Source organism: Bowmanella denitrificans, assembly GCF_039522935.1.
Taxonomy (GTDB): domain Bacteria; phylum Pseudomonadota; class Gammaproteobacteria; order Enterobacterales; family Alteromonadaceae; genus Bowmanella; species Bowmanella denitrificans.
The window spans coordinates 172,079-197,202 of the sequence record NZ_BAAAEI010000031.1; the positions used below are offsets into that span (position 1 = coordinate 172,079).

The following is a 25,124-nucleotide window of genomic DNA, read 5'->3' on the forward strand; positions in this document are numbered from 1 at the left end:
CTCAGTACTCCGCCAGTTGCGGTACCACTAATGTCAGGAATTTCTGTAACTGGGTAATAAGTAAGGTATCCATACCCGGATGGAAATGGTGGCTCTCATTACTGCCAATGGCCAGCAAGCCCATCTCGCCGCGCTCACCAATCAGCATCACCGCAACCGACTCAATGCGTTTTTCAGCAAACAACAACTGTTGTTCTTCCTGACTTAAGCGGCCCAGATAGAACAAGCCACTGGAGAAGCGTTTGGCCAATAACAAACGCTTATTGGTTTCCGGCAGATCATCATCAAAGCCGAACAGACGCAAGGAAATGGCTTGCAGCTCCAGTTGGTGCAAAAGCACCTGCTCAAGTATTGTGCGTACCTCAAATAGGGTCTTACAGCTAAACAGGCGCAGGTTCAGATCGGCATAGATACGATAAATACGCTCGTTCTGTTTAGCCACAGACATAAGCTCGCTGATTTGGTGCTGCAACTGGCGCACCTTAAGACGTAACTGCTCACCTTGCCTTTCTACCAACGACACCGCGCCTTTTTGTTGATGTGGAATACGCAGACTGTCAAGCACGCCAGGGTAGTACATAAAGAAATCCGGATTGGCCAACAGATAATCTCTGACCTGATCGGGATTGAGGTCATCACTGTCTGCAACCAGCGACGCTGCGCGCTTTTCCTGTCTCGACATATCACTCATAGACTGAGGCTTCCATCAAATACATGTTCGGCCGGGCCGGTCATCTTGACCACTTTGTCACGTCCCTGCCAGCGGATATTCAGAGTGCCGCCGGGCAGATCGACCTGTACTTCGTTTTCCAGTTTTCCCCATAACTGCCCCACCACCACGGCTGCACAGGCGCCACTGCCGCAGGCTAGTGTCTCTCCGGCACCGCGTTCATATACACGCAGTTTTATATGCCTCGGCGACAGGATTTGCATAAAGCCGATATTGGCTCCTTCGGGAAATCGTTCATGTTGTACCAGTAAAGCGCCCAGCGTTTCAACTGGCGCACTGTCAATATCTTCCACTTCCATCACGCAATGGGGATTGCCCATCGATACGGCACCACAGAATACCGTGTGATCCTCTGCGCGAATAATATAAGTGGCTTCTTCTTTATTGGCTTTCAGTGGTATCTGGGCTGGCTCAAGTTGAGGCTTACCCATATTGACGGTGACCTGACCATCTTTTTCCAGGTACAGCACCATGCGGCCAGCCCGGGTACCCACCACGATTTTATTGCGGTTGGTCAGGCCTTTCAACTTAACAAAACGGGCAAAACAGCGGGCGCCGTTGCCACATTGGGATACTTCTGAGCCGTCGGCATTAAATATCCGGTAATGGAAATCCTGGTCTGGATCATAAGGCGGTTCCACCATCAAAAGCTGATCAAAGCCGATGCCGAAATTACGATCTGCCAGTTGCTGAATCTTGTCTTTGGTAAAAAATACATTCTGGGTGACATTATCAATCACCATAAAGTCATTGCCCAAGCCATGCATTTTTGAAAAGTGAATCTGCATCGGTACCACTAGTTGAATCCAATCGCCTTATTTTACGGAAGTTTATACTCGCCTTTAAACAGGTCCGCGAGCTTTTCCCGCTCACGAATCAGGTGGGGCGTATTTCCATCCACCAATACTTCAGCCGGACGACAACGGCTGTTGTAGTTGGAGGCCATGGCGAAACCATAAGCACCGGCACTGCGCACCGCAATCAGGTCGCCTTCGGCCAGTCCCAGTTCTCTGTCTTTGCCAAGGAAATCTCCCGTTTCGCAAACCGGACCAACCACATCATACAGGGCCTTTGGGCGATTGAGTGATCTGTCCACCTCAACAATATTCATCCAGGCTGAATACAATGCCGGGCGCAGCAGGTCGTTCATGGCGGCATCCACCAGGGCGAAATTCTTTTCCGCGCCCTGTTTCAGAAATTCCACCTTGCTGACCAGGATGCCAGCATTGGCCATAATGGCACGCCCCGGTTCAAATATCAGCGGCAGTGTAGAGCGGCCCTGCATACGGGATACGATGGCCTGTACGTAGGTATCCGGATCCGGTGGGGTTTCATCTTTGTAGGTTACGCCCAGGCCACCACCCACATCCAGATGTTCAATCTCGATGCCATGTTTGGCTAATTCATCCACCAGATCCAATAGTCTGTCCAATGCATCCACAAAGGGGGCTGTTTGGGTTAACTGCGAGCCGATATGACAGTCCATGCCAACAATTTTGATGTTGTCCATGGCGGCTGCCTGACGATAAACGTCGATGGCCTGTTCCCGTTCAATACCAAACTTATTGGCTTTCAGGCCGGTTGAGATATAAGGGTGAGTTTTGGCATCCACATCAGGATTGACGCGCAGCGAAACCGGCGCTTTTTTACCGGCCTGGCCCGCTACTTTGTTGATGCGCTGCAACTCGGATGGCGACTCGACATTAAAGCACTTAATACCTTGCGCCAGCGCATAGGCAATTTCTTCTTCGGTTTTACCTACGCCAGAAAAAACCACCTTGGCGGGGTCACCACCGGCTTCCAATACCCGGGTCAGCTCGCCGCCGGATACAATATCAAAGCCAGAGCCTAAACGTGCCAGCAGATTCAGAATACCTATGTTTGAGTTAGCCTTAACCGCATAGCAAATCAAGTGCGGGTGGTTGCCTACGGCTTTGTCAAAAGCTTGCCAATGGCGCTCAATAGTGGCGCGCGAATAGATGTAACAAGGGGTACCGTATTGGGCAACAATGTCGGCTACCGGTAAATCTTCAGCATGCAGTTGCTGATTCTGGTAGGAAAAGAAGTCCATCTAGTTTTGCTCTTGTGGTTGACTGTTTGGTGCTCTGTCGTCTTGCTGTTGTGTCTTCTGATTATCAGCAGCCTGGTCTGGCAGATAAAGTGCACCGTTCTTGCCACAGGCGCTGAGCATCAATACCAGCAGGGTTACTACAATTTTCAGCCTTTTCACACAGAGTCTCATCACAGGATATCGGGTCTGCTATGATGGCATTGCCGATTAAAAAAGCAAAGTCTGTGTCACGGCGAAGCTTTGTTATTTTGCGCCTTTCATATAAAAATTCTGGGGTTCTGCAAATATACCCATTTATAATATGCCCCGTTAGACAATAGAGATTTTCTTCCGCTGCTGGCAGACCAAAAGGTTGCAAGCGTCAGAATTACGCAAAAGTGGTACGGAATCAGTTCGACATCTGACACCTGCACCTTCAACTATGAAAGTGCACTCGCATGGAGCCCAAGCGGTTTCAACCCTGTTTTTCTTATCGACCAAAGGGAGATTATACCTTGGCAGATTGGACTATTGATGATGCAGAGCGTCTCTATCGCGTTAAGCGGTGGGGCGGCGGGTATTTTGAAATTGGTGAGAACGGTAACCTGCATATTACGCCGGTGCCGGGCAATCCCCAAGTCAGGATAGATTTTAACAGCGTAATTGAAGAGATGAAGGAAGAGGGCATCCAGTTTCCCGTGGTGGTGCGCTTCCATGACATTCTTCGTTCCCAGGTTGCGGAGCTGAACCAGACCTTCCGCAACTTGATTGAAGAAGCCGAATATCAGGGCCGTTACATGGGCGTATACCCGGTGAAGGTCAACCAGATGCGTGAGGTTGTGGAAGAGATAGTCGATGCCGGTGCGCCTTTCGACTACGGCCTGGAAGCCGGTTCCAAAGCTGAATTGTTGACGGTGTTGGCATTTAACACCAATGAGTCGGCCCTGACCATTCTCAACGGTTACAAAGACGAAGAGTTTATGCGTCTGGCACTGCTGGGACGCAAACTGGGCCGCAAAATTATTGTGGTGGTGGAAAAGTATTCCGAACTGCTGTCATTGGTACGTATTGCCAAGGAACTGGATATCGATCCCATTATTGGTCTGCGCTCCAAAATGACGGTGAAAGGTCGCGGCAAATGGGAAAGTTCAGGTGGTGACAGGGCTAAGTTTGGCTTAACCATTGCCGAGATTATCAATGCGGCTCGTTACCTTGAACAGCAGGGCCTGGCTCATACCCTGAAGCTGTTGCATTTCCATATTGGCTCACAATTAGTGGATATTCGCTCGGTGAAGGATGCCGTGGCTGAAGGTGGCCGAATTTACGCTGAACTGCGCAAGATGGGCGTTAATCTGGAATATGTGGATGTTGGCGGTGGTCTGGGGATAGATTATGACGGCACCCAGTCGACCAGCGACTCTTCGCGTAACTACAGCATGCAGGAATATGTGGCAGATGTGGTTTACGGCATGAAGGAAGTTTGTGATCTGGAAGGGGTGCCACACCCTAATCTGGTCAGCGAGAGCGGGCGCGCCATTACCGCGCACCACAGTTGTGTGGTGGCACAGATTGTTGGCGAGATCAAAAACAGCACAGTGCAGTTTGACACCTCAGAAGAAGAGGACGAACACGTATTTGTGCGCAATATGCGCGATCTGGCCGAGTCTTTGAAAGAAGAAGGCGACAATCTGCAGGAAATTTTCAACGACGCCTCACAGTGGAAAGAGCAAGCCATTGATGCCTTTAAACTGCGGGTGATTTCGTTGTCTGAACTGGCCAAGATTGAAACTTTCTACTGGCAGATTATGACGTACCTGCATCGCAAGATTAAGGAAGTGGAGTTTGTGCCTGAGGAATTGCAAGAACTGGAGTATGACCTGTCGTCCCAGTATCTGTGTAACTTCTCGGTATTCCAGTCTGCCGCCGACACCTGGGCAATTGACCAGGTGCTGCCGGTGGTGCCGCTGACCCGCATGAACGAAAAACCCACGGTAAATTGCTCGCTGGTGGACATTACCTGTGACAGCGACGGCAAGATCGACCAGTTTGTGGGTGAAAACGGGGTGGCGGATGTACTGCCTATTCATCCTCTTAAACCCGGTGAAGACTACTATATTGGTTTGTTCCTGACCGGTGCTTACCAGGACGTGATGGGAGACATGCACAACCTGTTTGGGCGTTTAAATGAAGTGCATATCTTCAGTGACGACGACGATCCACAGGACTTCTACATTGAAGAAGTGGTAACAGGTTCATCGGTTAGCAATGTCTTGTCCATTATGCAGTACAACCCGTCGGCCATGGCTCAGGATGTTAAGCGCATTATCGACAAACATGTTGCTGCAGGTAATATCAAACCGCGTGAAGGGGTGAAGTGGACGGATTTCTATGAAGACTGTCTGCACGGCTACACGTATTTGAAAACCAGTAAATAAGTCAAAGCCGCTTGATACAAACTCAAAGCCCTGTCAGGCATGCCAGCAGGGCTTTTTTGTTTTTAAGGGGCGGTTTGCGCACGGATTTTCATTTGTTCGAAGAAGTCTGCCCAGAAGTTAACCGTAATCTCATTCATCAGATTTGATTCGGCGTTCATTAAAAACACCATGCCGGTTTTATACTTAGGCGAAAAGCCCACATCTGCACGGTAGCCTTTAACCCAACCGCTGTGATGCACCAGCAATTCGCCATCAAAATCATACACCCGCCAGCCTAAACCGTAGTGGGCATCCTTTAAATGATCACGCCAGTGACGGCGATACAGCTCGCGGCTGGTACGGATTTTGGGTGTCAGTAACTGCTCAATTGCATGACTGGACAGCAGATGTGGGTATTGGCCCAGCATCAGTTTCAGCCATTGACGCATATCGCGAATGCTGGCGTTAACCCCTGCTGCAGGGGCAAAACGATAGTAGTCTTCATTAACCGCGACTTCATGCCAGCGGTTTTTGGCCAGCAATACATGCGGGCGTGCCCAGTTTTCGTCTCTCATCAGCGCCTGGCGTCCGACTCCTGAACGGGACATGCCCAGTGGCATCAACAAGTTTTCCTGTAGCAATTGCGCATAGTTCAGCTGCAGGCTGTTGTGTAATCCTTCTTCCACCACCGCGAATAACGCATTTTGATAGGTGTAACAGCTACCGGGTGAGCAGATAGGTTTCAATCCGGCTAATTCGTTGAGTACCCGCTTAACCGGATAGTCCGCTTCAATCAGGTTGTCATAGGCATTGGGCATATAACCACTGGATTGACTAAGGATGTGTCCCAGCGTCATGCTCTTGGCCAGCTCAGGTTTGAACGGATAATCCGGGGCAAGCTGCGAAAGGGGCAGATTCCAGTTTAATTTACCCTGTTCCACTAATTTTGCGGCAAGTACTGAGGTGAAGGTCTTCGACACTGAGGCCAGACGAAACACCGTATCCTGATTCACAGGTTGTTTGCCGTTTTTTCGGGTTTTACCCTGCACAAAAACCTGGTCGGGTTCCTCGGCGCTGACCACCGCAAAGGCATAACCGGGAATGGCCTTAAGGTGGGCTGCGGTTTTAACTTCGTCGGCAAAGGTACCGAGCCAATTGTCCTGGGCGCTGCAGGTCAGGCTGGCGGTGCAAAATAACACCAGCCAAAAAAAGTACTTCATTCTGTTTATGCTATCTCAATGTCGAACCGGTTAGCCCGGCGGTTACCACTATCAGTAGATTCGGTTTGGCATTCTATCATCTGAATAACAATTTTGGCTTGAGTTCCGCTTTCATCGCATTTTTTGTCACCGACTCGTTACAATACTCCGTATAGTTTTACAGTCAGAGACGATTATGAACCAGCAGGTTTATCAACGTGCCAGGCTTTCCCGCGATCGACGTTTTGATGGGCGTTTTTTCGTGGCAGTGAAGACCACCGGTATTTTCTGTCGGCCCATCTGCCCGGCTGTAGCACCCAAGGAAGAAAACGTTGAATATTATCCTATGGCGGAGTTGGCGATGCAGGCCGGTTATCGTCCTTGTCTGCGTTGCAGGCCAGATAGTTCTCCGCAATCCTGGGCCTGGAAAGGGGTTGAGACCAGTGTTGAACGGGCGCTGAAATTATTGGCGCAATATCCTGAGCTGAGCCTGGCGGATATTGCCGACAAACTGGGGGTAACAGATCGGTATCTGCGTAAGTTGTTTCAGCAACGTCTGGGTATCGCCCCTAAGCGCTATCAGCTTTTTCGCCAGTTGTTACAGGCTAAACAACTGCTGCATCAAACTAACCTGAACGTGGAGCAAGTGGCACTGGCATGCGGATTTCAGTCGTCGCGACGTCTGCAGGATAATTTTCGCCAATACTTGCAACTAAGCCCGGGGCAAATTCGTAGCAATGCAACTGGACAACAAAGTATGCAGATTCAACTTAATTTTCGACCGCCATACAACTGGCCGATGTTGCGTGATTTTTTAGCCTTGCGCGCCGTTCCAGGCACTGAATGGGTGACAGAAAACAGTTATGCCAGGCTGTTCAGACTGGCATCCTGTTCCGGGTATTTTTGCGCTGAATATCAACCCCAGCAACATGGCTTTAATGTTCGTCTGGATTTGGATGATATGAGTCAGCTCACCACGGTACTTGGGCAAATTCGCCGGGTATTAGATCTGGATGCCGACAGTCAGGTGATATCTGAACGTATGTTATCTGCAGGTATTCAGCCAGATCATCTGGTCGAAGGTTTACGTTTACCAGGGGTGTGGTGCGCTTTTGAAGCGGGATGTCGGGCGATTTTAGGGCAGCAGGTGTCGGTGAAAGCCGCTATTGGTCAAGTGACCTTGCTGGTGGAAACATTAGGGGATTCAACCGAGCGGGGGCGCTGGTTTCCCACGCCTGAGGTGGTTGCTGAAGCGGACTTGTCATTCCTGCGCATGCCTGCCAGTCGCCGGGACACTCTACAGCGTTTTGCCCATTATTGGGCAACAATTGGTGAACCACTGGATGCTGATGAATTGCTTCACCTGAAAGGGATTGGCCCCTGGACAGTCAACTATATGAAACTGCGTGGTTACTCACAGCCGGATATCTGGTTGGACACTGATTTAGTGATTAAAAAGCAACTGCTACAGCAAGCGGTGGATGACAGTCTGGTGGCGCCCTGGCGCAGTTACCTGACATTTCAGCTCTGGAGTCAGGCATGAGTGCGCAATATCAGTATTTGCATAGCCCCATTGGTCTGGTGGAAATTGCAGCTACTCATTCAGGCTTATGCTCGATTAAATTTGTCGAAACACAACGCTTTGACACGCAGCCGACGCGCTTATTGGACAAGGCTGTAACACAGCTTGACGAATATTTTCAGGGCAAGCGCAGACAGTTCGAGTTGCCCCTTGCAGCGCCTGGCACGGAATTTCAGCAGCAGGTTTGGCGGGCGTTGCAAACCGTTGATTTTGGCCAAACGGCAAGTTATGCGCAAATTGCCCGCCGTATTGGGAATCCTGCAGCCGTCAGGGCTGTGGGGGCCGCCAATGGCAAAAATCCGATTTCTATTCTGGTGCCTTGCCATCGGATAATAGGTAGCAATGGGACCCTGACAGGGTATGCCGGTGGTATAGAACGAAAGGCCTGGCTGCTGCAACATGAGCAAGCACAATTCAGCTTGGGAGACTGGTAAGTGGGATGGATTTATATCGGCGACCAATTCTGATTGTCGGACTTGCCACGGGTATGCTCAAGCTGAACAAGTGGGGGTATTTGAAACGCGGCACTGAATGATCAAAAAGTTGATCATGGTTTATGTCAATTCGATGGACAAGAGGTTACCCGATTCCGACCATCATTTCGCCGCCCCATCGGCCGACATAGTCTCCTTCACGCACGCCGTGACTGAGCTGTTCGGCAACGGCACGTATAACCTGGTCTCCAAGATTATGCCCATAAGTGTCATTGACGGATTTGAAATGGTCTATATCGGCCAACACTAAGCTAAGGGGCAACTGCTTTTCTTTGAACAATTGGAATACGCTATCGATATGCGCCCGATTGGACAGCCCGGTGAGGCTGTCTGTGTTGATGCGCTGGTAGACATTGCGCTGAAACTTTTTAGAGAGCAGAGCTGTCAGCCAGTAAAGTATCAATAAGCAGCAAACAAGTAACAGCATGTTGATGACGAAGGTTTTCCCCATTGCATGTTTTCTGTCTTCCAGCGGGGCAATGATAAATACCCGCCAGTTCATGGCGGCGATAGGAATCTCGGTAATCAGGGTGTCCTGTTCGGCTGAGTTAACTAAAAAGGAATGGCTGCCATGCTGTGGCGGGTTGTTCTGCCAATGTGGATACCAATCAAGATCCTCAAGAGTCAGTAGCGCTTGGTTACTGGGAGAAAGCTGAACCAGCGACGTCAGTAAAATTTCGTTTCTGGCATTAACAAAAACAAAATCATAACCATGTTCCAGGCGGTAGCGCTCGAAAACATGCAGAAAGTCATCCAGGGGTTTGCCGACGCCAATAAAACCCAGAAATTGACCGCTGCTGTCATATTGGCGTATATCGACGTAAAGATGCACATCCTCACGCTTGCCCAGTGCCAGCGTCAGATCATCTGGGTCGTCTTTCATCCTCTGGTACCATTGCACATCGCCGCTGTCCAGGCGACGAATCTCACCATTGGAATGGTATTGTCGCTTGGCTTTTTCACTGGCAATAAAAAACACCAGATCAAATTGTTGTTCCAGCCTGGTTAACTTCATCATCAGCGTTTGTTCATCTGCGTCCTCCTGCATATAGGGCAGGAAAATCTCAGCGCCTGCTAAGGCCTGAGCGATGTGAATAGGTTTGAGCAGTTCCTCTTCTATCAGACTAAAAACGGGCAGCATGGTGCGCTGTTGATGGCGGCTCTGCTCTGTGACTATGTTGCTGATAGCGAAATAAGCCACCAGGCTGATTGCTGCAACGGCCAGCAGAAATGTTATGAACAGAACTTTTTGTAGTGATTCTATACGATTCAACAAAGACTCCCTTGGCTAATTGGGTCATCAATGGTGTGTCTAAACTTCGTCATTTAAACCGTCCCTAAGCTGGCACAAATCTCTGCCTTAGTTAGAATAGCAGCCATTGTCGATATAAAAGGAATCAAGATGGCGTTTTCAGTAGTTGTTCTGGCGGCGGGAAAAGGAACCCGCATGAAGTCTTCATTACCCAAAGTTTTGCACCCTATTGCGGGCAAACCCATGGTTCAGCACATTATTGATACTGTGAAGGGGCTTGGAGCTCAGCATATCCATCTGGTCTATGGCCACGGTGGTGAACAATTGCAACAAGCGCTGGCGCACAATCAACTGAATTGGTGCCTGCAGGCCCAACAGTTAGGCACCGGGCACGCAGTTCAGCAAGCAGCACCGGCATTGCTGGATGAAGAAGATGTACTGATTCTGGTGGGTGACGCGCCACTAATTAAAACCGAGACCTTACAAGCACTGCTTGCAGTCAAACAGGGTTGTGATCTGGCGTTGCTCACTGTTGAGCTGGATGACCCCACCGGCATGGGCAGGATTATCCGTGAAGGTGATCAGGTGGTGGCCATTGTTGAGCATAAAGATGCCACCGAGCAGCAGCGTCAGGTGCGTGAAATTAATACCGGCATGATGGTAATGAAAGGAGCGGATCTTAAGCGCTGGCTGGGTAATCTGAGTAACGACAATGCCCAGGGTGAATATTATCTGACCGATGTGATTGCCATGGCAGCTGCAGAAGGCAAACGCATTCAGGCGGCCCATCCGCGACATGTTACCGAAGTGGAAGGTATCAATAATCGCAAGCAACTGGCTAATCTGGAAAGGGCCTATCAACTTGAACAGGCCGAGCGCCTGATGATGGAAGGGGTCAGTCTGTTGGACCCTGCGCGCTTCGATCTGCGCGGTCAACTGCAATGCGGTCAGGATGTCAGTATTGATGTGAATGTGATTGTGCAGGGCAAAGTCGTGTTGGGTAACAACGTACAAATTGGCGCTAACTGTATCCTGATTGACTGCGAAATTGGCGACAATAGCGTTATCGAAGCCAATAGTATTGTTGAACAGGCCAATGTCGGTGTGAACTGTCAGGTAGGCCCTTATGCTCGTTTGCGTCCTGGTGCTGTGTTGCAGGAAAAGGCTAAAGTCGGCAACTTTGTCGAGATGAAAAAATCCACCCTCGGCAAAGGTTCCAAAGCCAACCACCTGACCTATCTTGGCGACAGCGAAGTGGGTGATGGGGTGAATATTGGTGCCGGTACTATTACCTGTAACTATGACGGCGTGAATAAATTTAAAACGGTCATCGGTGATGGTGCCTTTATTGGTTCAAACACCGCTTTGGTGGCCCCGGTATCGGTAGGGAACAACGCCACTATCGGAGCGGGTTCTACTATTACTCAAGACGTCCCGGATGAGCAACTGGCTGTCGCTCGCGGTAAACAACGCAACATCAGCGGTTGGAAGCGGCCTGTTAAGAAATAGACTAAGGGGCAAAAAACAAGTGGGCAATCTTATTGCCCACTATGCTCTGTGGGTCGGACGTAAGTCCGATTAAAGCCGCGAATAAGCTTAAGGTTATCCGGAAGACTCAATTATTCGCAGCGGCAGTAAAGACGATTTCCACCAACATTTGCGGGTTAACCAGCTCGGCAATAATACAAGCCCGAACCGGCGCCTGGCCTTCAGGCAGCCAGGCATCCCAAATCAGGTTAAAGCCATCAAACAGTGTTCTGTCCTTCAGATAAATGGTAGCGCTCAGCAGGGCGCTTTTGTCGGCGCCAAACTGTGCCAGAGTCGTTTCGGCCAGGCTCAATAAATCCGCCGTCTGAATCGCTATGTCACTATGCAAATTTTCCGGCACTTCGGCCCAGTAAGCCGTTTGATTGTGAATGCAGATATCCGACATGCGCTTGCCGGGATTAATACGCTGAATGGTCAATTGCTGTGCTCCATTTTGATTCTATGCACGCCAAAGTGGCCAAAGAAGAAATACAAATAAGTAATGGCCAATATTATCAGGGCTATGGCGGCCAGCCTTGCCATTGGCTGTACCGCCAGCATAGTGAAATCGATAAAAGCCGGAGTAAAACCGTAGAACAGAAACCAAATGGCGTTGGTAAAGCCGTTGCGGCCCATTCTGATATACCTGAGTGGGATCAACAGCAGCATCATCGCGCTGAATAAAAAGGGTATTTCCAGATCGAAATACACCAGGAACAAACAGGTAAAGGCCAGATTGGCGCAGAATATATGACTGATTTTCACAGATACCTCAAATTTCCATAAATATCAGTTGGTCTGATTATACCCATGACGCAGATGTTCGCATGGGGAAATGACACAAAGATGTAAGGGGGGAAGCCCCCCTTCAATTACTCAGTCTCAGCCGTTTTCACATGTGTCTCCAGCCACTGGGACTGTTCCCACAGCATATGCAACAAAGATTCTCTGGCCCGGTAGCCGTGCTGTTCATGGGGGAGCATCACCAGCCGCGCATTGCCGCCCAGCCCCTTCAGTGCGGCGAACATTCGCTCTGACTGCATAGGGTAAGTACCTGAATTAGGGTCGTCCTCACCGTGCAACATCAGAATTGGCTCGTTGATTTTTTCGGCATGGAAGAATGGCGACATAGTGCCATACACATCCTGAGCCTCCCAGAAGCTGCGTTCTTCACCTTGGAAACCAAAAGGGGTCAGGCTGCGATTGTAAGCCCCGCTGCGGGCAATGCCGGCCTTAAACAAATCAGAATGGGCCAGCAGATTGGCTACCATAAATGCGCCATAGGAGTGGCCACCGATGGCAATGCGTTGTGGGGCGGCGATGCCTTTGTCTACCAATACCTTTACCGCGGCTTCGGCACTTTGCACCAACTGAGTGCGGAAGCTGTCATTGGGCTCTCCCTCACCTTCGCCCACTATCGCCATGGTGGGGTCGTCAAAGATGGCAAAGCCCTGAGCCAGATGTGGCATTGGGCCCCAATAGCTGACGCGTACAAATTCATAGGGTGAATCCTTAACCTGGCTGGCGACGTCTTTATCCTTAAATTCCCTGGGGTAGGCCCACATCAGTACAGGTAATGATCCCTGAGATTTGTCGTAGCCGGGTGGCAGATACAAGGTACCGTTTAACGCCACGCCGTCGGCACGTTGATATTGAATCCGCTCTTTTGTCACACCCACAAAGGCCGGGCTGGGATGAGGAAAGTAACTGAACTGGGTCAGGCTGTCCTTTTGCAAATGGCGAATAAAGAAATTCGGCTGCTCGGTCTGTGACTCTCGCAGGGTCAGCAACTGGCTGACATTGTCATCCAGTACCAGCATCACTTGCTCATAATATGGCGCTTCAGACTGCCACAAACGCTGCTTTTGGTTGGTGGCAAAGTCAAAACGGTCCAGAAATGGTACATTACCCTGAGGAGAAGCCCCGCGGCCTGTCAGGTACACCTGGCTGGCGTTTTCCACCTTAATCACCCACTCGCCGTATTGATTTTGCGTGTATACAAAATCGCCGGGATCTTTGTATCTGTCGTTGTAGGAACGCTCTTCAAATAGTACCCAGTCAGCTTTTGGATTGGCTGGCTGGAATTTCCAGCTGCGCAGCATGCGATCGCTGAAGCGCCATTCACTGACGATTGCCAGCCCCTGGTTACCCCACTGAATGCCTGAGTAACGTCGTTCCAGACGCAGCATCTCAGCAGGTTTGCCATCAAAAGGCGCGGCCAGGCTGTAAACGGCATCATGGTGGGGAACATCGACACTCATATCACCGCCATCCAGCGCTTCTGCCCATACCAGGGTGGCGGCGGTATCGCTGCGCCAATGCACTCTGCGTGGGCCTTCCCGTACCGAATCAAAGCCCTTGGGAATGGTTTCACCTGAAGGCAGGTTGGCAATTTCTTTTACCAGCTTGCCCTGTGCATCCCACACTTCAATCAACTCAGGAAATCTGCTGTAAGGCACCATATAGGAAAAGGGCTTTTGCAGTTGTGTCACCAGCAAAAAATGGCCGTCTGGCGAAGCGTCAAACTCGCTAATCATGCCAGGCTGGCCGAGCAGTTGGATGCTGCCGTCAAGTTCAATGCGGGCCAGTTGTGAGCGGGTCAGAAACTCAAACAGTGCTTCGTCATAGGGTGATTTCAGCAGGTCCGAATAGGTGCGCACGGCAGCTTTTTTGCCATCGGTGGTTTGAATCACGGGTTTAGTGGCGGTAAGGCTTGGTTGTGGACGCTCATCGGCTTTGGCGACGGTAAGCCGGGTATAAACGCCACTGCTATCCGCTAACCAGCGGTATTTCTTGCCGCGCAGAGAGGCGTTAATTAAACGCTGTGAGGCCTGATTCAAACGACGATCGGCCAGATGATAAAACCACAGGCTCAAACCCTGTTCCGTTTCCAGCACAAACGCCAGTTTCTGAGAATCAGGAGAAAAGCTCACATCCAGAATTTTTCCGGCTGGCAATTTATCCAGTTGGTATTCCTGGCTGCCGTCCAGGCGCTTAAGTTTTATACCCTGGTAACCGGATGCACGGCTTGGGGCAAACAGCGTTGGGTTGATTTTAAGGCCAGCCAGTTTTTCTTCCGGTTGGGCCAGATCGGCTAGTGTTTGGGTACCGGGCCTTTCCAGAAAGGCCAGCCACTGCCTGTCTTTAGAGATGGCCACTCCCGGGCGCTGCGGGGCATCTACCAGGTCAGCCATTATCTTAATCGGGGTCTGATATCCATCATCCTGTGCTTGGGCGGCCTGGACTGATGCCATTAAACCCAGTGCCAGCAATATGCCGGGCAATATCCTCATTGTCTGTCCTTATTGTTGGTTATTATCCATGTGATGTTATCTCAATTTGCGGCCCTTTTGCGCGACTATTTCGGCCAAAGCAAAGCTGAAAAAGATAATCTGCAGCAAATAAAAAAGCCGCCGCTCCGGGGAAGGAACGGCGGCTTCAGCAACACTATTACAAACTTTCGATGGTCTGCTTTTGTTCCAGCAGTTTATCCACCTGGGTTTGGAACTCGGCCAGTTTAGCCTGCTCTTTTTCGATAACCGCGGGTGGCGCCTTGCTGACAAAGCTGTCATTGCTCAGTTTGCCCTGGGTGCGGGCCATATCCGCCTGCAGTTTTTCCAGCGCCTTACCAATACGGGCCAGTTCAGCATCTTTGTCAATCAGGCCTGCCATGGGGATCATCACTTCCATTTCACCGACAATAGCGGTGGCTGATGCCGGGCCTTTGTCTCCTTCAGGCAGGACAGTGATGTTTTCCAGGCGCGCCATTTTGCTCAGCAGCAGTTCGGTATCGGCCAGGCGGCGTTTGTCTTCGCTACCGGCGTTACGCAGCAACACAGACAATGGCTTGCTGGGGCTGATATCCATTTCACCACGGATATTACGCACGCCGACAATCACCTGCTTAACCCATTCAATATCTGCCAGCACCTGTTCGTCTACCAGGCTGCTGTTCTGCCCTGGGAAGGCTTGCAGCATAATGCTCGATGGATTAGCAGTCGGATTGAAGTCCGACCTACACAGCGGTGCTACCCGTTGCCAAATTTCTTCGGTAATAAAAGGCATAATGGGGTGCATTAAGCGCAGCAGGCTTTCCAGCACATTCACCAGGGTATGACGGGTACCGCGTTTTTGTGCCTCGCTGCTGCTGTCGGCATTCAGTACCGGCTTGGACAGCTCCAGATACCAATCGCAGAACTGGTTCCAGGTAAACTCATAAATCGCCTGCGACGCCAGGTCGAAACGGTAATCTTTCAGGGCCGTTTCAAAGGCGGTCAGGGTTTGCTGGAAGCGCGCCCAAATCCATTTGTCGGCCAAACTTAATTCCAGTTCCCCGCCATTGACGCCGGTGTCCTGCTCTTCGGTATTCATCAACACAAAGCGCGAGGCATTCCACAGCTTGTTGCAGAAGTTGCGATAACCTTCCACCCGGCCCATATCAAAGTTGATATCACGGCTGGTGGAAGCCATGGCCGTAAAGGTAAAGCGCAGGGCGTCGGTACCGTAGGCGGCGATGCCGTCAGGGAACTGTGCGCGGGTGCGTTTGGCAATTTTCTCGGCCAGTTGCGGCTGCATCATGCCGGCGGTGCGCTTGGCCACCAGCGACTCAAGATCGATACCGTCAATCAGGTCGATAGGGTCCAGTACATTACCCTTGGACTTGGACATCTTATTGCCCTGCTCGTCGCGGATAAGACCGGTGATGTAGATTTCCTTAAACGGAATACGACCGGTGAATTTCTTGGTCATCATAATCATTCTGGCCACCCAGAAGAAGATGATGTCGAAACCTGTTACCAGCACCGAAGAGGGGACAAAGGTCTCCAGTTCTGGGGTCTTGTCTGGCCAGCCCATAGTGGCAAAAGGCCACAAGGCCGAGGAAAACCAAGTGTCCAGTACGTCTTCGTCCTGGCGCAGGTTAACGTCGTCGGCCAGACCGTGCTTAGCCCGGACTTCGGCTTCGTTACGCCCTACATAAACATTTTCGCTATCGTCGTACCAGGCAGGAATACGGTGGCCCCACCACAACTGGCGGGAAATACACCAATCCTGAATGTTGTACATCCACTGGTAGTAGGTTTTGTTCCAGTTCTCAGGAATAAAGCGGATCTCGCCGGACTCCACCGCATCAATGGCGGGCTTGGCCAGGGACTCTACCGCCACATACCATTGATTGGTCAGGTAAGGCTCAATCACCGCACCAGTGCGATCGCCCCTTGGCACTTTGAGTTTGTGGTCTTCTACTTTTACCAGCAGACCCTGGGCGTCCAGGTCCTGGACCACTTTTTCTCTGGCAACGAAGCGATCCAGTCCGCGATAAGCCTCCGGGGCGTTTTCGTTGATTTTGGCGTCACTGGTAAAGATGTTGATCATCTCCAGGTTGTGACGTTTGCCCAATTCATAGTCGTTGAAATCGTGGGCTGGGGTGATCTTGACACAGCCTGTGCCGAATTCCGGGTCCACATAGTCATCGGCAACGATTTTAATCAGACGGCCAGACAGCGGCAGGCGGATATCTTTGCCAATAAAGGCCTGATAGCGTTCGTCATCCGGGTGCACTGCTACGGCGGTATCGCCCAGCATGGTTTCCGGACGGGTGGTGGCCACCACCAGCTCGCCACTGCCATCGGCAAGTGGGTAACGCATATGCCACATATGCCCGGCTTCTTCTTCGTTAACCACTTCCAGGTCTGACACGGCGGTATGCAGCACCGGATCCCAGTTAACCAGGCGTTTACCGCGGTAAATCAGACCCTCTTCATGCAATTGCACAAAGACTTCCTGTACGGCATTGGACAGATCTTCGTCCATGGTAAAGGCTTCGCGGGTCCAGTCACAGGATGCGCCAATACGACGCATCTGCGATGTAATCGTGCCGCCGGAATGGGCTTTCCATTCCCAGATTTTTTCAATAAAGGCGTCGCGACCTAAATCGTGACGGCCTTTACCCTGGGCGGCTAATTGGCGTTCGACGACCATCTGGGTCGCGATACCGGCGTGATCGGTACCGGTTTGCCACAGGGTGTTATCGCCTTTCATGCGGTGATAGCGGGTCAGGGCATCCATAATGGTCTGCTGGAAACCGTGGCCCATATGCAGGCTGCCGGTGACATTAGGCGGTGGTAACAGAATACAGTAAGGGTCGCCTTTTCCACTGGCCTTGAAATAGTCACGTTGCTCCCATTCCTGGTAGCGACTTTGTTCGATATTTTGTGGATTAAAAGTCTTATCCATCTCAGCTCTCATTTAAACTTGAAGCGTTGCGGGTATCCAACTGGTGGCCCTGGGCGCGATATTGCTTGTATCTTTCTCTGGCCTGCGATTTTTGTTGTTCTTCTACAGGCACAAAATCATAAATCTGTCTGGCACGCTGGTGCTGTGGCGGTAACTGTTCGGCCAGATTAATCAGCACTGGACGGGGCCCACTTTGTTGCCCAACCCAACTGATTTCAACCGGTGTGCCCTTAGCCGGTCCTTCGCCACACAGATTGTGTGGAATAAAGGCATCACTGGGGCGTTGCCATAACAATTCATCCAATGCTTCGGCACTTTGTTGATCCTGGCACCACAGCAGGCAGGCCTGCTTATTGCGAAATGCCTGGGCCGCCAATTGACAAGCCAGCGCAAGGGGCGCTGGCTGGTTGTCGAGCTTGTCCTGCTCAAGCAGGTAAAAAATTACCTCTGCCAAGGCATCAGTCTTCCATTTCCACGCCGGCGCGGTTCATTAAAAACTGGGTCAGCATAGGCACCGGGCGGCCTGTGGCACCTTTGGTTTTACCACCACTGGTCCAGGCCGTACCGGCGATATCCATATGTGCCCAGTTGTACTTCTTGGTAAAACGCGACAGGAAGCAGGCAGCGGTAATAGTGCCGGCCGGACGACCACCCAGATTGGTCATATCCGCAAATGGGCTTTCAATCTGTTCCTGATACTCGTCCCATAAGGGGAGGCGCCAGGCTCTGTCGCTGCTTTGCTCGGAGGCATTGATCAGCTCATGGGCCAGTGGGTTGTGGCTGCTCATCACCCCGCTGGCATGTTTGCCCAAAGCAATAACGCAGGCACCGGTCAGGGTTGCCACATCCACCACAGTGTCTGGATTAAAACGCTCGACATAAGTCAGTGCATCGCAAAGTACCAGGCGCCCTTCGGCATCGGTATTCAGTACTTCAACTGTTTGACCGGACATAGTGGTAAGAATATCGCCCGGGCGATACGCATTGGCATCCGGCATATTTTCACAACCGGCTAATACGCCGACCACGTTCAGCGGCAAACCCAACTGCGCCAGTGACGCCATAGTACCCAGTACAGAGGCGGCGCCACACATATCGTATTTCATTTCATCCATGGCTTCGCCAGGCTTAATGGAAATACCGCCGGAGTCAAAGGTCAGCCCCTTGCCGACCAGCACAATAGGGGCCTGGCCGGGGGTGCCACCCTGATAATGCATCACCGTCATAATGGATTCATTTTCTGAACCGCGGCCTACCGCCAGGTAAGAGTGCATGCCCAGTTCATCCATTTGCTGTTCGCCAATGGCTTCAATACTCAGTGAATCGTGCCTTTCAGCCAGTTCTTTGGCTTGTTCCAGCAGGTAAGCCGGGTTACAAATATTCGGTGGCATGTTGGCCACGTCTTTACAGATTTTCACACCGGTAGCCACTGCCAATCCATGCTGAATGGCGCGCTCGCCAACTGTCAGTTCCCGGCGGGTAGGAACATTGAAAACAATCTTGCGCAAGGGGCGACGTGGTTCTTCTTTCTTGGTTTTCAACTGAGTGAAGCTGTACAGGGAGTCCTGGGTGGTTTCCACCGCCTGGCGCACTTTCCAGTATGTGTCACGGCCTTTAACATGCAGTTCTGTCAGAAAACAAACGGCCTCCATTGAGCCGGTTTCATTCAGCGTACTGATGGTGCGGGCGATTATCTGCTTGTACTGGCGCTCATCCAGTTCGCGTTCCTTGCCGCAACCCACCAACAGTACCCGCTCGCTGAGAATGTTGGGTACATGGTGCAGCAACAACATCTGACCGGCTTTGCCTTCCAGATCACCGCGGCGCAGCAGGTTGCTGATGTATCCGCCACTGATTTCATCCAGTTGTTCTGCAACCGAGCTTAAGCGACGCGGCTCAAACACGCCGACCACAATACAAGCGCTGCGCTGTTTTTCAGGGCTGCCACTTTTTACACTAAATTCCATTCTTCACCCCATTAGAACTGGTGTTGAGTCACCTGGTGCGTTAGCCTTTTCGTTGTGGTTTGTGGCCGCCGCAGCAATAACGCGCAGTGGCCAACCTTGTGTGCAAAGGGAATTTTTAATTTATTCCGTTGCCAAACCGTTAAAAAAGGCCGGAATCGCAAATTAAACTTGTGAAAACATTAAGTTTACTTAAAAATTTACAGCATTCCACTAAAAATCCCGCTTTTCTATTGGACAGGACGTGCTGATTTTCCGATATTTGCTCAAAGAAACCTTCAAGTCGCAAGTGGCGGTTTTTCTGGTGCTGATGGCGATTTTTGTTATTCAAAAGTTCGTCCGTGTACTGGCCGAAGCCACCGATGGCGATATCCCTGCCGGTTTGGTACTGGGCTTTTTGGCGCTGAATATGCCGGTGCTGGCTTCGCTGATTCTGCCATTGAGTTTATTCCTGGGCATTATGCTGGCCCATGGCCGTTTCTACGTGGATAACGAAATGGCAGTGATGCGCGCTTGTGGCATCAGTGAATGGTATGTTACCAGGGTTATGTTAGTGCTGGCGGCGCTGGTGGCCGTGGTATCAGGGGCACTAACCCTGTGGCTGGCTCCGCTGTCTATGGAAGTAGAGTATCAGTTGGAAGAGCAAATCAGTGCCGAGTCTGGACTAACCAGCCTAATTCCAGGCCGCTTCCAGCAAACTGCTAATCAGAAAGCGGTGATTTTTGTGCATGATATTGGTTCCGGTGACAATCAATTGGAACGTATTTTTCTGGCCCAGCAGGGGGAAGGTCAGGCAGAGTCTGAATTCAGAATTATCTACGCAGATCATGGCTCGGTACAGCAAGCGTCTGACGGTTCAGAAAAACTGGTGCTGCGTGGTGGCGTGCAATATGAAGGGGCGCGTAGCAAGCTGGATTACCATGTGGTGAAATTTGACGAGTATCAGGTGCAGATAGCCGAGCGCCCACCAGAGCATAAAGCCCGCAAATTGGCAGCTTATCCCACCAGCCAACTTTGGGGGGATAAAGAGTTGGATGCCATAGCGGAAATGCAGTGGCGCCTGGCCATTCCCTTATCCCTGCCGTTTCTGGTTCTGATCGCGGTGCCCCTTAGTGCGGTGAATCCACGCCAGGGCCGCTTTGGGCGGATTTTTCCGGCACTGTTGTTGTATCTGGGCTATTACCTGCTGCTGATGGCCGGCCGCAAGGTACTGGAAAACGGCAAAGTGCCGCCTGAACTTGGCCTTTGGTGGGTGCATGCGGTGATCCTGCTAATTGGTGTGCTGCTGATTGTCAGAGGTCGAAGTGCTGGTGTGCGTTTGCGGGCCCGGCTCAAAGGTAGTCTGGGGAGTCCGTCATGATTAAAACCCTGGACCTGTATCTGGCCCGTACGCTGCTCAGTACGGTATTTATTACCTTGCTGGTGCTGGTCGGGCTATCCAGCCTGATTAAGTTTGTTGAGCAGCTTAAGTATCTTGACCGCGGTAACTACGACATGATGGTGGCTGGCATCTATGTGTTGCTCAGTATGCCCCGCGAGATAGAACAGTTTTTCCCCATGGCTACCCTGATTGGCGGGCTGATTGGTATGGGTATGCTGGCCAGCAACAGTGAACTGGTGGTGATGCAGGCCGCCGGTATGAGCCGCTGGAATATTATCGCATCGGCGATGAAATCGGCCTTGTTGATGGTGGTGTTTGTAATGGCGCTGGGTGAGTGGGTAGCGCCGGTAACAGAAGCCCATGCCAAGGCTATTCGAACCCAGGCTATCTCGGGTGGCAGTCTGTTTTCATCAGAGCGCTTGGAGTGGGCCAAAGATGGTCGCAACTTTGTCAGCATAGGCGAAGTAGTAAGTAAGGACCAACTACTGGATATCAGCATCTATGAATTTGATGAGCAGTTACACCTTACCCGGATTATCAATGCCGCTCAGGCGAGTTTTATTGGCCAGAGCTGGCGCTTGAATAAAGTGGTCACCACCGATTTTACTGAAAACCTAATTCGCAAGCAGGTGGATAAGCAAGGTAAATGGGAGTCCAGCCTGACCCCGGATAAGCTGGAAGTGGTAAAGATTAAACCCGAAGCACTGTCTGTTCGAGGCTTGATGGATTACGTCAACTATCTGGAAAACAATAGTCAGGATGCCAGTCGTTACCAGTTGGCTTTATGGCGTAAAGCCTTTCAACCCGTCACGGTCGGCGTCATGCTGCTGGTTGCGTTGTCCTTTATTTTTGGGCCGCTGCGCAGTGTGACTATGGGCGCCCGGGTAATTATGGGAGTATTGACCGGATTTGGTTTCTTTATCGCCAATGAAGTTTTTGGCCCCCTGAGCCTGGTTTACCAGTTGCATGCGTCAGTAGGTGCATTGCTTCCCAGTTTTTTGTTTGCCCTGATTGCCGCTCATTTGTTACGTAAGTAGCAGGTAATTGGTCCGACCAGATCTGGTTGGGCCAGTTTGTCTCTTGCCCTTGCCCGCCGTTACGGTTTTGACTGAACCACTCTACAGCCCGCTTTTTAATTGAACGTTTAATTAATAAAAAAACAATCCATTCCAGTTTTTGGCTGCCATAGTCAAAAAACTGTCATGTCGATGACATTTTTCTATCAAATTGGTGACATCAAATATCTTTTAAATGCTGCCCTTGACCATTTTCTGGTCATTTTTTTATCCATAAAAAGGGCGCATTCATGTTCAACTTAAAAGACCTCTTTAGGCACAGGTCATGGCTGGTGCACGGCTTACTGACTTGTCTGCTGGTCGGTTTCAGTTCGCTGGCTTTGGCCAACCCCGTTCCCTATCTGCAATCTGCGACACCCGATTCCATCTGGGTCTCCTGGAAAACCGCCAGCGGCAGCGATTCCCTGGTAGAGTATGGGGTAACCGCAGAACAACTTGAACACAAGGTTAGTGGTAACGTACAAACGCTGGCCAGTGACTATCTGTACCACAGCGTACAGCTGACTGGCTTAAAGGCTGAAACCCGTTATTTCTACCGGGTCACCACTGGCAATCAGCAATCTGCAACATACAGTTTTATGACCCCACCGGCTGCCGGAAAAAACGACGGTAAGCTACGCATACTGGTGATGGGGGATCATCAAATCCGCAATCAAAACCGTTACTCACAACTGGTCAATGCGGCCAAGAATAAGATTGAGGACTTGTATGGCGAGCCCATTGAACAGGCTCTGAACCTGATTCTGAATGACGGTGACCAGGTCGACGTGGGTACCTTGGATCATTATGAGAATCTGCACTTTGCCCAGTCTTCGGCCATTTCCCCCAATGTGCCTATTATGACCACGGTGGGTAACCATGAGTATTACTACGATGGCAATCTGGCGAACTATCAGGCCCACTTTATTTACGACGGCCTGAGTTATCAGGGCATTGCGCCTGCCAGTGATGAGAGTTACTACAGTTATCAGGTTGGTCGGGTGCTATTCGTGCACCTGAACAGCATGCGCACCGATGCCACCCAGCAGCAATGGCTGAGCCGCGTGATCGCCGCGGCGGATCAGGATCAACAGGTGGACTGGATTATCAGCATCATCCACCACCCTTACCAGGCAGAACAGTACGTTGGCGACATTTCCAAAACGCTGCGTGATTCCTGGATGGCGATTCTGTCTTCCACCCGTAAGCATGTACTGAATATCGGCGGCCATCACCATTTATATGCCCGCGGCCAAACCCGCGAGTGGCCCACTTACCATATGATTTCAGGGGGAACCGCCTGGGATCAATATTGGGGACAGTCCAGTGAAGTGGACTTTGACGATGTGCAAAAAACTATCGCCAACTGGGCCTGGCAGCTAATAGAGATAGATGTGGCCAGCCGCCAGATGAAGGTGGACACCTATGCTGAAGCCCATCCGATTGTGTATAAAACAGAAGGCTTTCATCTGCATAGCAAGCTGATCGACAGTTTCCAGCGTCGTCTTGACGGTGGACAGCCTAATCAGCCAGCGATTCAGAATGAAATCACTGCCCCGGTTGCCCTTCCTTATGATTTTGTCAGTAGCAGCTTTAGCTCAGCCTATCCGGATGGTTTAAACAGTACCCAATTCCAGATCGCCGACGATGCTGAATTTAAGCAGTTACGGGTGGATCGTATCCGCGATATTGAAAACATCTTCGGTGATACCGGTGCACCCTTATATGAACCCGTGGATTTGCATGCCAATGTGGACATTATGACCTGGCAGGTACCGGCTTATGGTTTGCCTAATGGCCAGTACTTTGTGCGGGTCAGACACCGTGACAGCAATATGGAATGGTCGCCCTGGTCTGACTCTGTCAATTTTGAAGTACAGGGCAGCAGCAGCGGTGATCCCGCGCTAAAACTGGACAACAACAAATATGCCAGCGGGGCCATGGTGAAGGTTGGTTACAGCGGCGGACGTGGTAACCCTACTGATTGGATTGGCATTTATAAGGCGGGGGACAAACCCCAGTCAGTGCGCGCCACAAAATGGCAATACGTGCCAACACCGGCAGGCGAACTGAGTTTCACCGGCCTGACGGATGGTGAATATTTCGTGGCGTTTTTTGAGAAAGACAGCTACGAGGAAATCGCTCCGCGCCAGCATTTCTATATGGGGCCGCTGGTGCAACTGAATATGGCCAAACAGCACTTCAATGAGCAGGAACCTGTGGTCATAAACTGGCAGGGCTCAGGCGCTGGTAGCAAAGATTGGATCGGCATCTACCGGGTAGGGCAAACACCCGGCGGTGTTGGCTCCACAAAATGGCAATACACCACCTCCGCAGAAGGCACGGCCACATTCAGTGGCCTGGCCAAAGGGTATTACTTTGCCACTTTTATGATCAATGACGGCTATACAGAGATTGCCGAGCGTATAGCTTTCTCGGTCGGCGCGGAAATTGCCTCGGTGAGCCTGGACAAGCAACGTTTCGAGCAGGGCGAAGCCGTGCAAGTGCATTTTAGTAATGGCCCTGGCATTGCCAAGGACTACATTGGTGTGTTCCGTCAGGGTGCTATCCCCGGCCAGACCGGCAGCGAGCTGGTAACTTACCTGTACTTTGATGGTGCGGTGGCCGGTACGGTTAATTTCGAGCAAGGTTTTGAGCCGGGCCAGTACTTCCTCGCCATGTATACCAATGACTCCTATGACCAGGTATCCAATCGCGCCTGCTTTGTGGTGGGGAATGGCCCCCTTTGCGGCGCAGTGGCCGGCCTCAGTGTTGGGCAGCAGGACTACGAGACTGGCCAGGCAGTGGTATTCAGTTGGAGTGACACTCCGGGTAACAGCAAAGACTGGCTGGGGGTTTACAAAATTGGCCAGGAACCGCAATCCGATTACGCCACAAAATGGCAATACCTGAGCGACAAACAAGGCAGCCTGAGCATTAGCGGGCTGACCGCAGGGGATTACTACGGAGTGGTGCTGCTTAATGATGGCTATCAGGAAGCGACCAGCCGGGTGACCTTTAGCGTCAAAGCCGCTGTTATGGCCGGTGATTTAGACGGCGACGGCCAATTAACCATGCAGGATGCCCAGCAATTACGCGCTGCCTTTGGGCGCTGTGAAGGTGATGAGGGTTACCTGCCTGGTGCTGATCTGCAGGCCGACGGCTGTATCAATTTTGTTGACTACGGAAAATGGCTGGCCTTGTTCCGCCAGCAATAACCTTCTATCTGGCGGCCATTGGGC

At 51.2% G+C, this 25,124-nt stretch carries 19 protein-coding genes; 7 read left to right on the forward strand and 12 right to left on the reverse strand.

Annotated features, from left to right (window positions below):
* Position 1: 1 nt before the first annotated feature.
* The 4 genes from ABD028_RS22040 to lptM are packed head-to-tail and all read right to left on the reverse strand — an operon-like array spanning position 2 to position 2,960.
* Positions 2-691, reverse strand: coding sequence for a DUF484 family protein (locus ABD028_RS22040; RefSeq protein WP_343847498.1), 690 nt, complete (start codon positions 689-691; stop codon positions 2-4).
* Positions 688-1,518 (reverse strand): diaminopimelate epimerase, encoded by an 831-nt coding sequence (gene dapF, locus ABD028_RS22045; protein ID WP_102794408.1) that lies wholly within the window; start codon positions 1,516-1,518, stop codon positions 688-690. Before dapF ends, ABD028_RS22040 begins: the two co-directional genes overlap by 4 nt.
* Before the next feature lie 32 nt (positions 1,519-1,550).
* Positions 1,551-2,801 carry a diaminopimelate decarboxylase gene (gene lysA, locus ABD028_RS22050; RefSeq protein WP_343847499.1) on the reverse strand — a complete coding sequence of 417 codons (1,251 nt, stop codon included), beginning with the start codon at positions 2,799-2,801 and terminating at the stop codon, positions 1,551-1,553.
* The gene (gene lptM / locus ABD028_RS22055; protein ID WP_343847500.1) at positions 2,802-2,960 is read right to left on the reverse strand and encodes an LPS translocon maturation chaperone LptM; all 159 of its coding nucleotides are present in this window, start codon (positions 2,958-2,960) and stop codon (positions 2,802-2,804) included.
* Between the two features lie 335 nt (positions 2,961-3,295).
* Between lptM and speA the strand changes: the two genes are divergently transcribed.
* Entirely contained in the window at positions 3,296-5,215 is a 1,920-nt protein-coding gene (speA, locus tag ABD028_RS22060) for a biosynthetic arginine decarboxylase (RefSeq protein WP_245921280.1), read from the forward strand.
* 62 nt (positions 5,216-5,277) lie between these two features.
* On the opposite strand, the gene ABD028_RS22065 is transcribed toward speA, so the two are convergent.
* The gene (locus tag ABD028_RS22065; protein ID WP_343847501.1) at positions 5,278-6,414 is read right to left on the reverse strand and encodes a serine hydrolase domain-containing protein; all 1,137 of its coding nucleotides are present in this window, start codon (positions 6,412-6,414) and stop codon (positions 5,278-5,280) included.
* Positions 6,415-6,586: 172 nt separating this feature from the next.
* Here ABD028_RS22065 and ABD028_RS22070 point away from each other — a divergent pair, with 172 nt between their 5' ends.
* Both ABD028_RS22070 and ABD028_RS22075 read left to right on the forward strand, forming a co-directional pair.
* The gene (locus ABD028_RS22070; RefSeq protein ID WP_343847652.1) at positions 6,587-7,936 is read left to right on the forward strand and encodes a DNA-3-methyladenine glycosylase 2 family protein; all 1,350 of its coding nucleotides are present in this window, start codon (positions 6,587-6,589) and stop codon (positions 7,934-7,936) included.
* Positions 7,933-8,409: a methylated-DNA--[protein]-cysteine S-methyltransferase gene (locus ABD028_RS22075; protein ID WP_343847502.1), complete on the forward strand. Its 477-nt coding sequence runs from the start codon at positions 7,933-7,935 to the stop codon at positions 8,407-8,409. The genes ABD028_RS22070 and ABD028_RS22075 overlap by 4 nt, the downstream gene beginning before the upstream one ends.
* 145 nt (positions 8,410-8,554) lie before the next feature.
* Here ABD028_RS22075 and ABD028_RS22080 read toward each other — a convergent pair whose 3' ends face one another.
* The gene (locus ABD028_RS22080) at positions 8,555-9,742 is read right to left on the reverse strand and encodes a sensor domain-containing diguanylate cyclase (RefSeq protein ID WP_343847503.1); all 1,188 of its coding nucleotides are present in this window, start codon (positions 9,740-9,742) and stop codon (positions 8,555-8,557) included.
* A 129-nt stretch (positions 9,743-9,871) separates the two neighbouring features.
* Between ABD028_RS22080 and glmU the strand changes: the two genes are divergently transcribed.
* Entirely contained in the window at positions 9,872-11,230 is a 1,359-nt protein-coding gene (gene glmU / locus ABD028_RS22085; protein ID WP_343847504.1) for a bifunctional UDP-N-acetylglucosamine diphosphorylase/glucosamine-1-phosphate N-acetyltransferase GlmU, read from the forward strand.
* A gap of 106 nt (positions 11,231-11,336) precedes the next feature.
* Here glmU and ABD028_RS22090 read toward each other — a convergent pair whose 3' ends face one another.
* From ABD028_RS22090 to pepA, 6 genes are all read right to left on the reverse strand, one after another.
* Positions 11,337-11,687 (reverse strand): RidA family protein, encoded by a 351-nt coding sequence (locus ABD028_RS22090; RefSeq protein ID WP_343847505.1) that lies wholly within the window; start codon positions 11,685-11,687, stop codon positions 11,337-11,339.
* A complete protein-coding gene (locus tag ABD028_RS22095) occupies positions 11,684-12,013 on the reverse strand; it encodes a hypothetical protein (protein WP_343847506.1) in 330 nt (109 codons plus the stop codon). Before ABD028_RS22095 ends, ABD028_RS22090 begins: the two co-directional genes overlap by 4 nt.
* Before the next feature lie 107 nt (positions 12,014-12,120).
* The gene (locus ABD028_RS22100) at positions 12,121-14,541 is read right to left on the reverse strand and encodes a S9 family peptidase (RefSeq protein WP_343847507.1); all 2,421 of its coding nucleotides are present in this window, start codon (positions 14,539-14,541) and stop codon (positions 12,121-12,123) included.
* Between the two features lie 157 nt (positions 14,542-14,698).
* The gene (locus tag ABD028_RS22105) at positions 14,699-17,482 is read right to left on the reverse strand and encodes a valine--tRNA ligase (protein WP_343847508.1); all 2,784 of its coding nucleotides are present in this window, start codon (positions 17,480-17,482) and stop codon (positions 14,699-14,701) included.
* A 1-nt stretch (position 17,483) separates the two neighbouring features.
* A complete protein-coding gene (locus ABD028_RS22110; protein WP_343847509.1) occupies positions 17,484-17,936 on the reverse strand; it encodes a DNA polymerase III subunit chi in 453 nt (150 codons plus the stop codon).
* A gap of 4 nt (positions 17,937-17,940) precedes the next feature.
* Complete coding sequence (pepA, locus tag ABD028_RS22115) at positions 17,941-19,449, reverse strand: leucyl aminopeptidase (RefSeq protein WP_343847510.1); 1,509 nt, start codon at positions 19,447-19,449, stop codon at positions 17,941-17,943.
* A gap of 241 nt (positions 19,450-19,690) precedes the next feature.
* Between pepA and lptF the strand changes: the two genes are divergently transcribed.
* From lptF to ABD028_RS22130, 3 genes are all read left to right on the forward strand, one after another.
* Positions 19,691-20,806: an LPS export ABC transporter permease LptF gene (lptF, locus tag ABD028_RS22120; RefSeq protein ID WP_343847511.1), complete on the forward strand. Its 1,116-nt coding sequence runs from the start codon at positions 19,691-19,693 to the stop codon at positions 20,804-20,806.
* On the forward strand, positions 20,803-21,864 hold the full coding sequence (lptG, locus tag ABD028_RS22125) for an LPS export ABC transporter permease LptG (RefSeq protein WP_343847512.1): 1,062 nt from the start codon (positions 20,803-20,805) through the stop codon (positions 21,862-21,864). Before lptF ends, lptG begins: the two co-directional genes overlap by 4 nt.
* Before the next feature lie 311 nt (positions 21,865-22,175).
* Complete coding sequence (locus tag ABD028_RS22130; RefSeq protein ID WP_343847513.1) at positions 22,176-25,100, forward strand: fibronectin type III domain-containing protein; 2,925 nt, start codon at positions 22,176-22,178, stop codon at positions 25,098-25,100.
* The last annotated feature ends 24 nt before the right edge of the window (positions 25,101-25,124 follow it).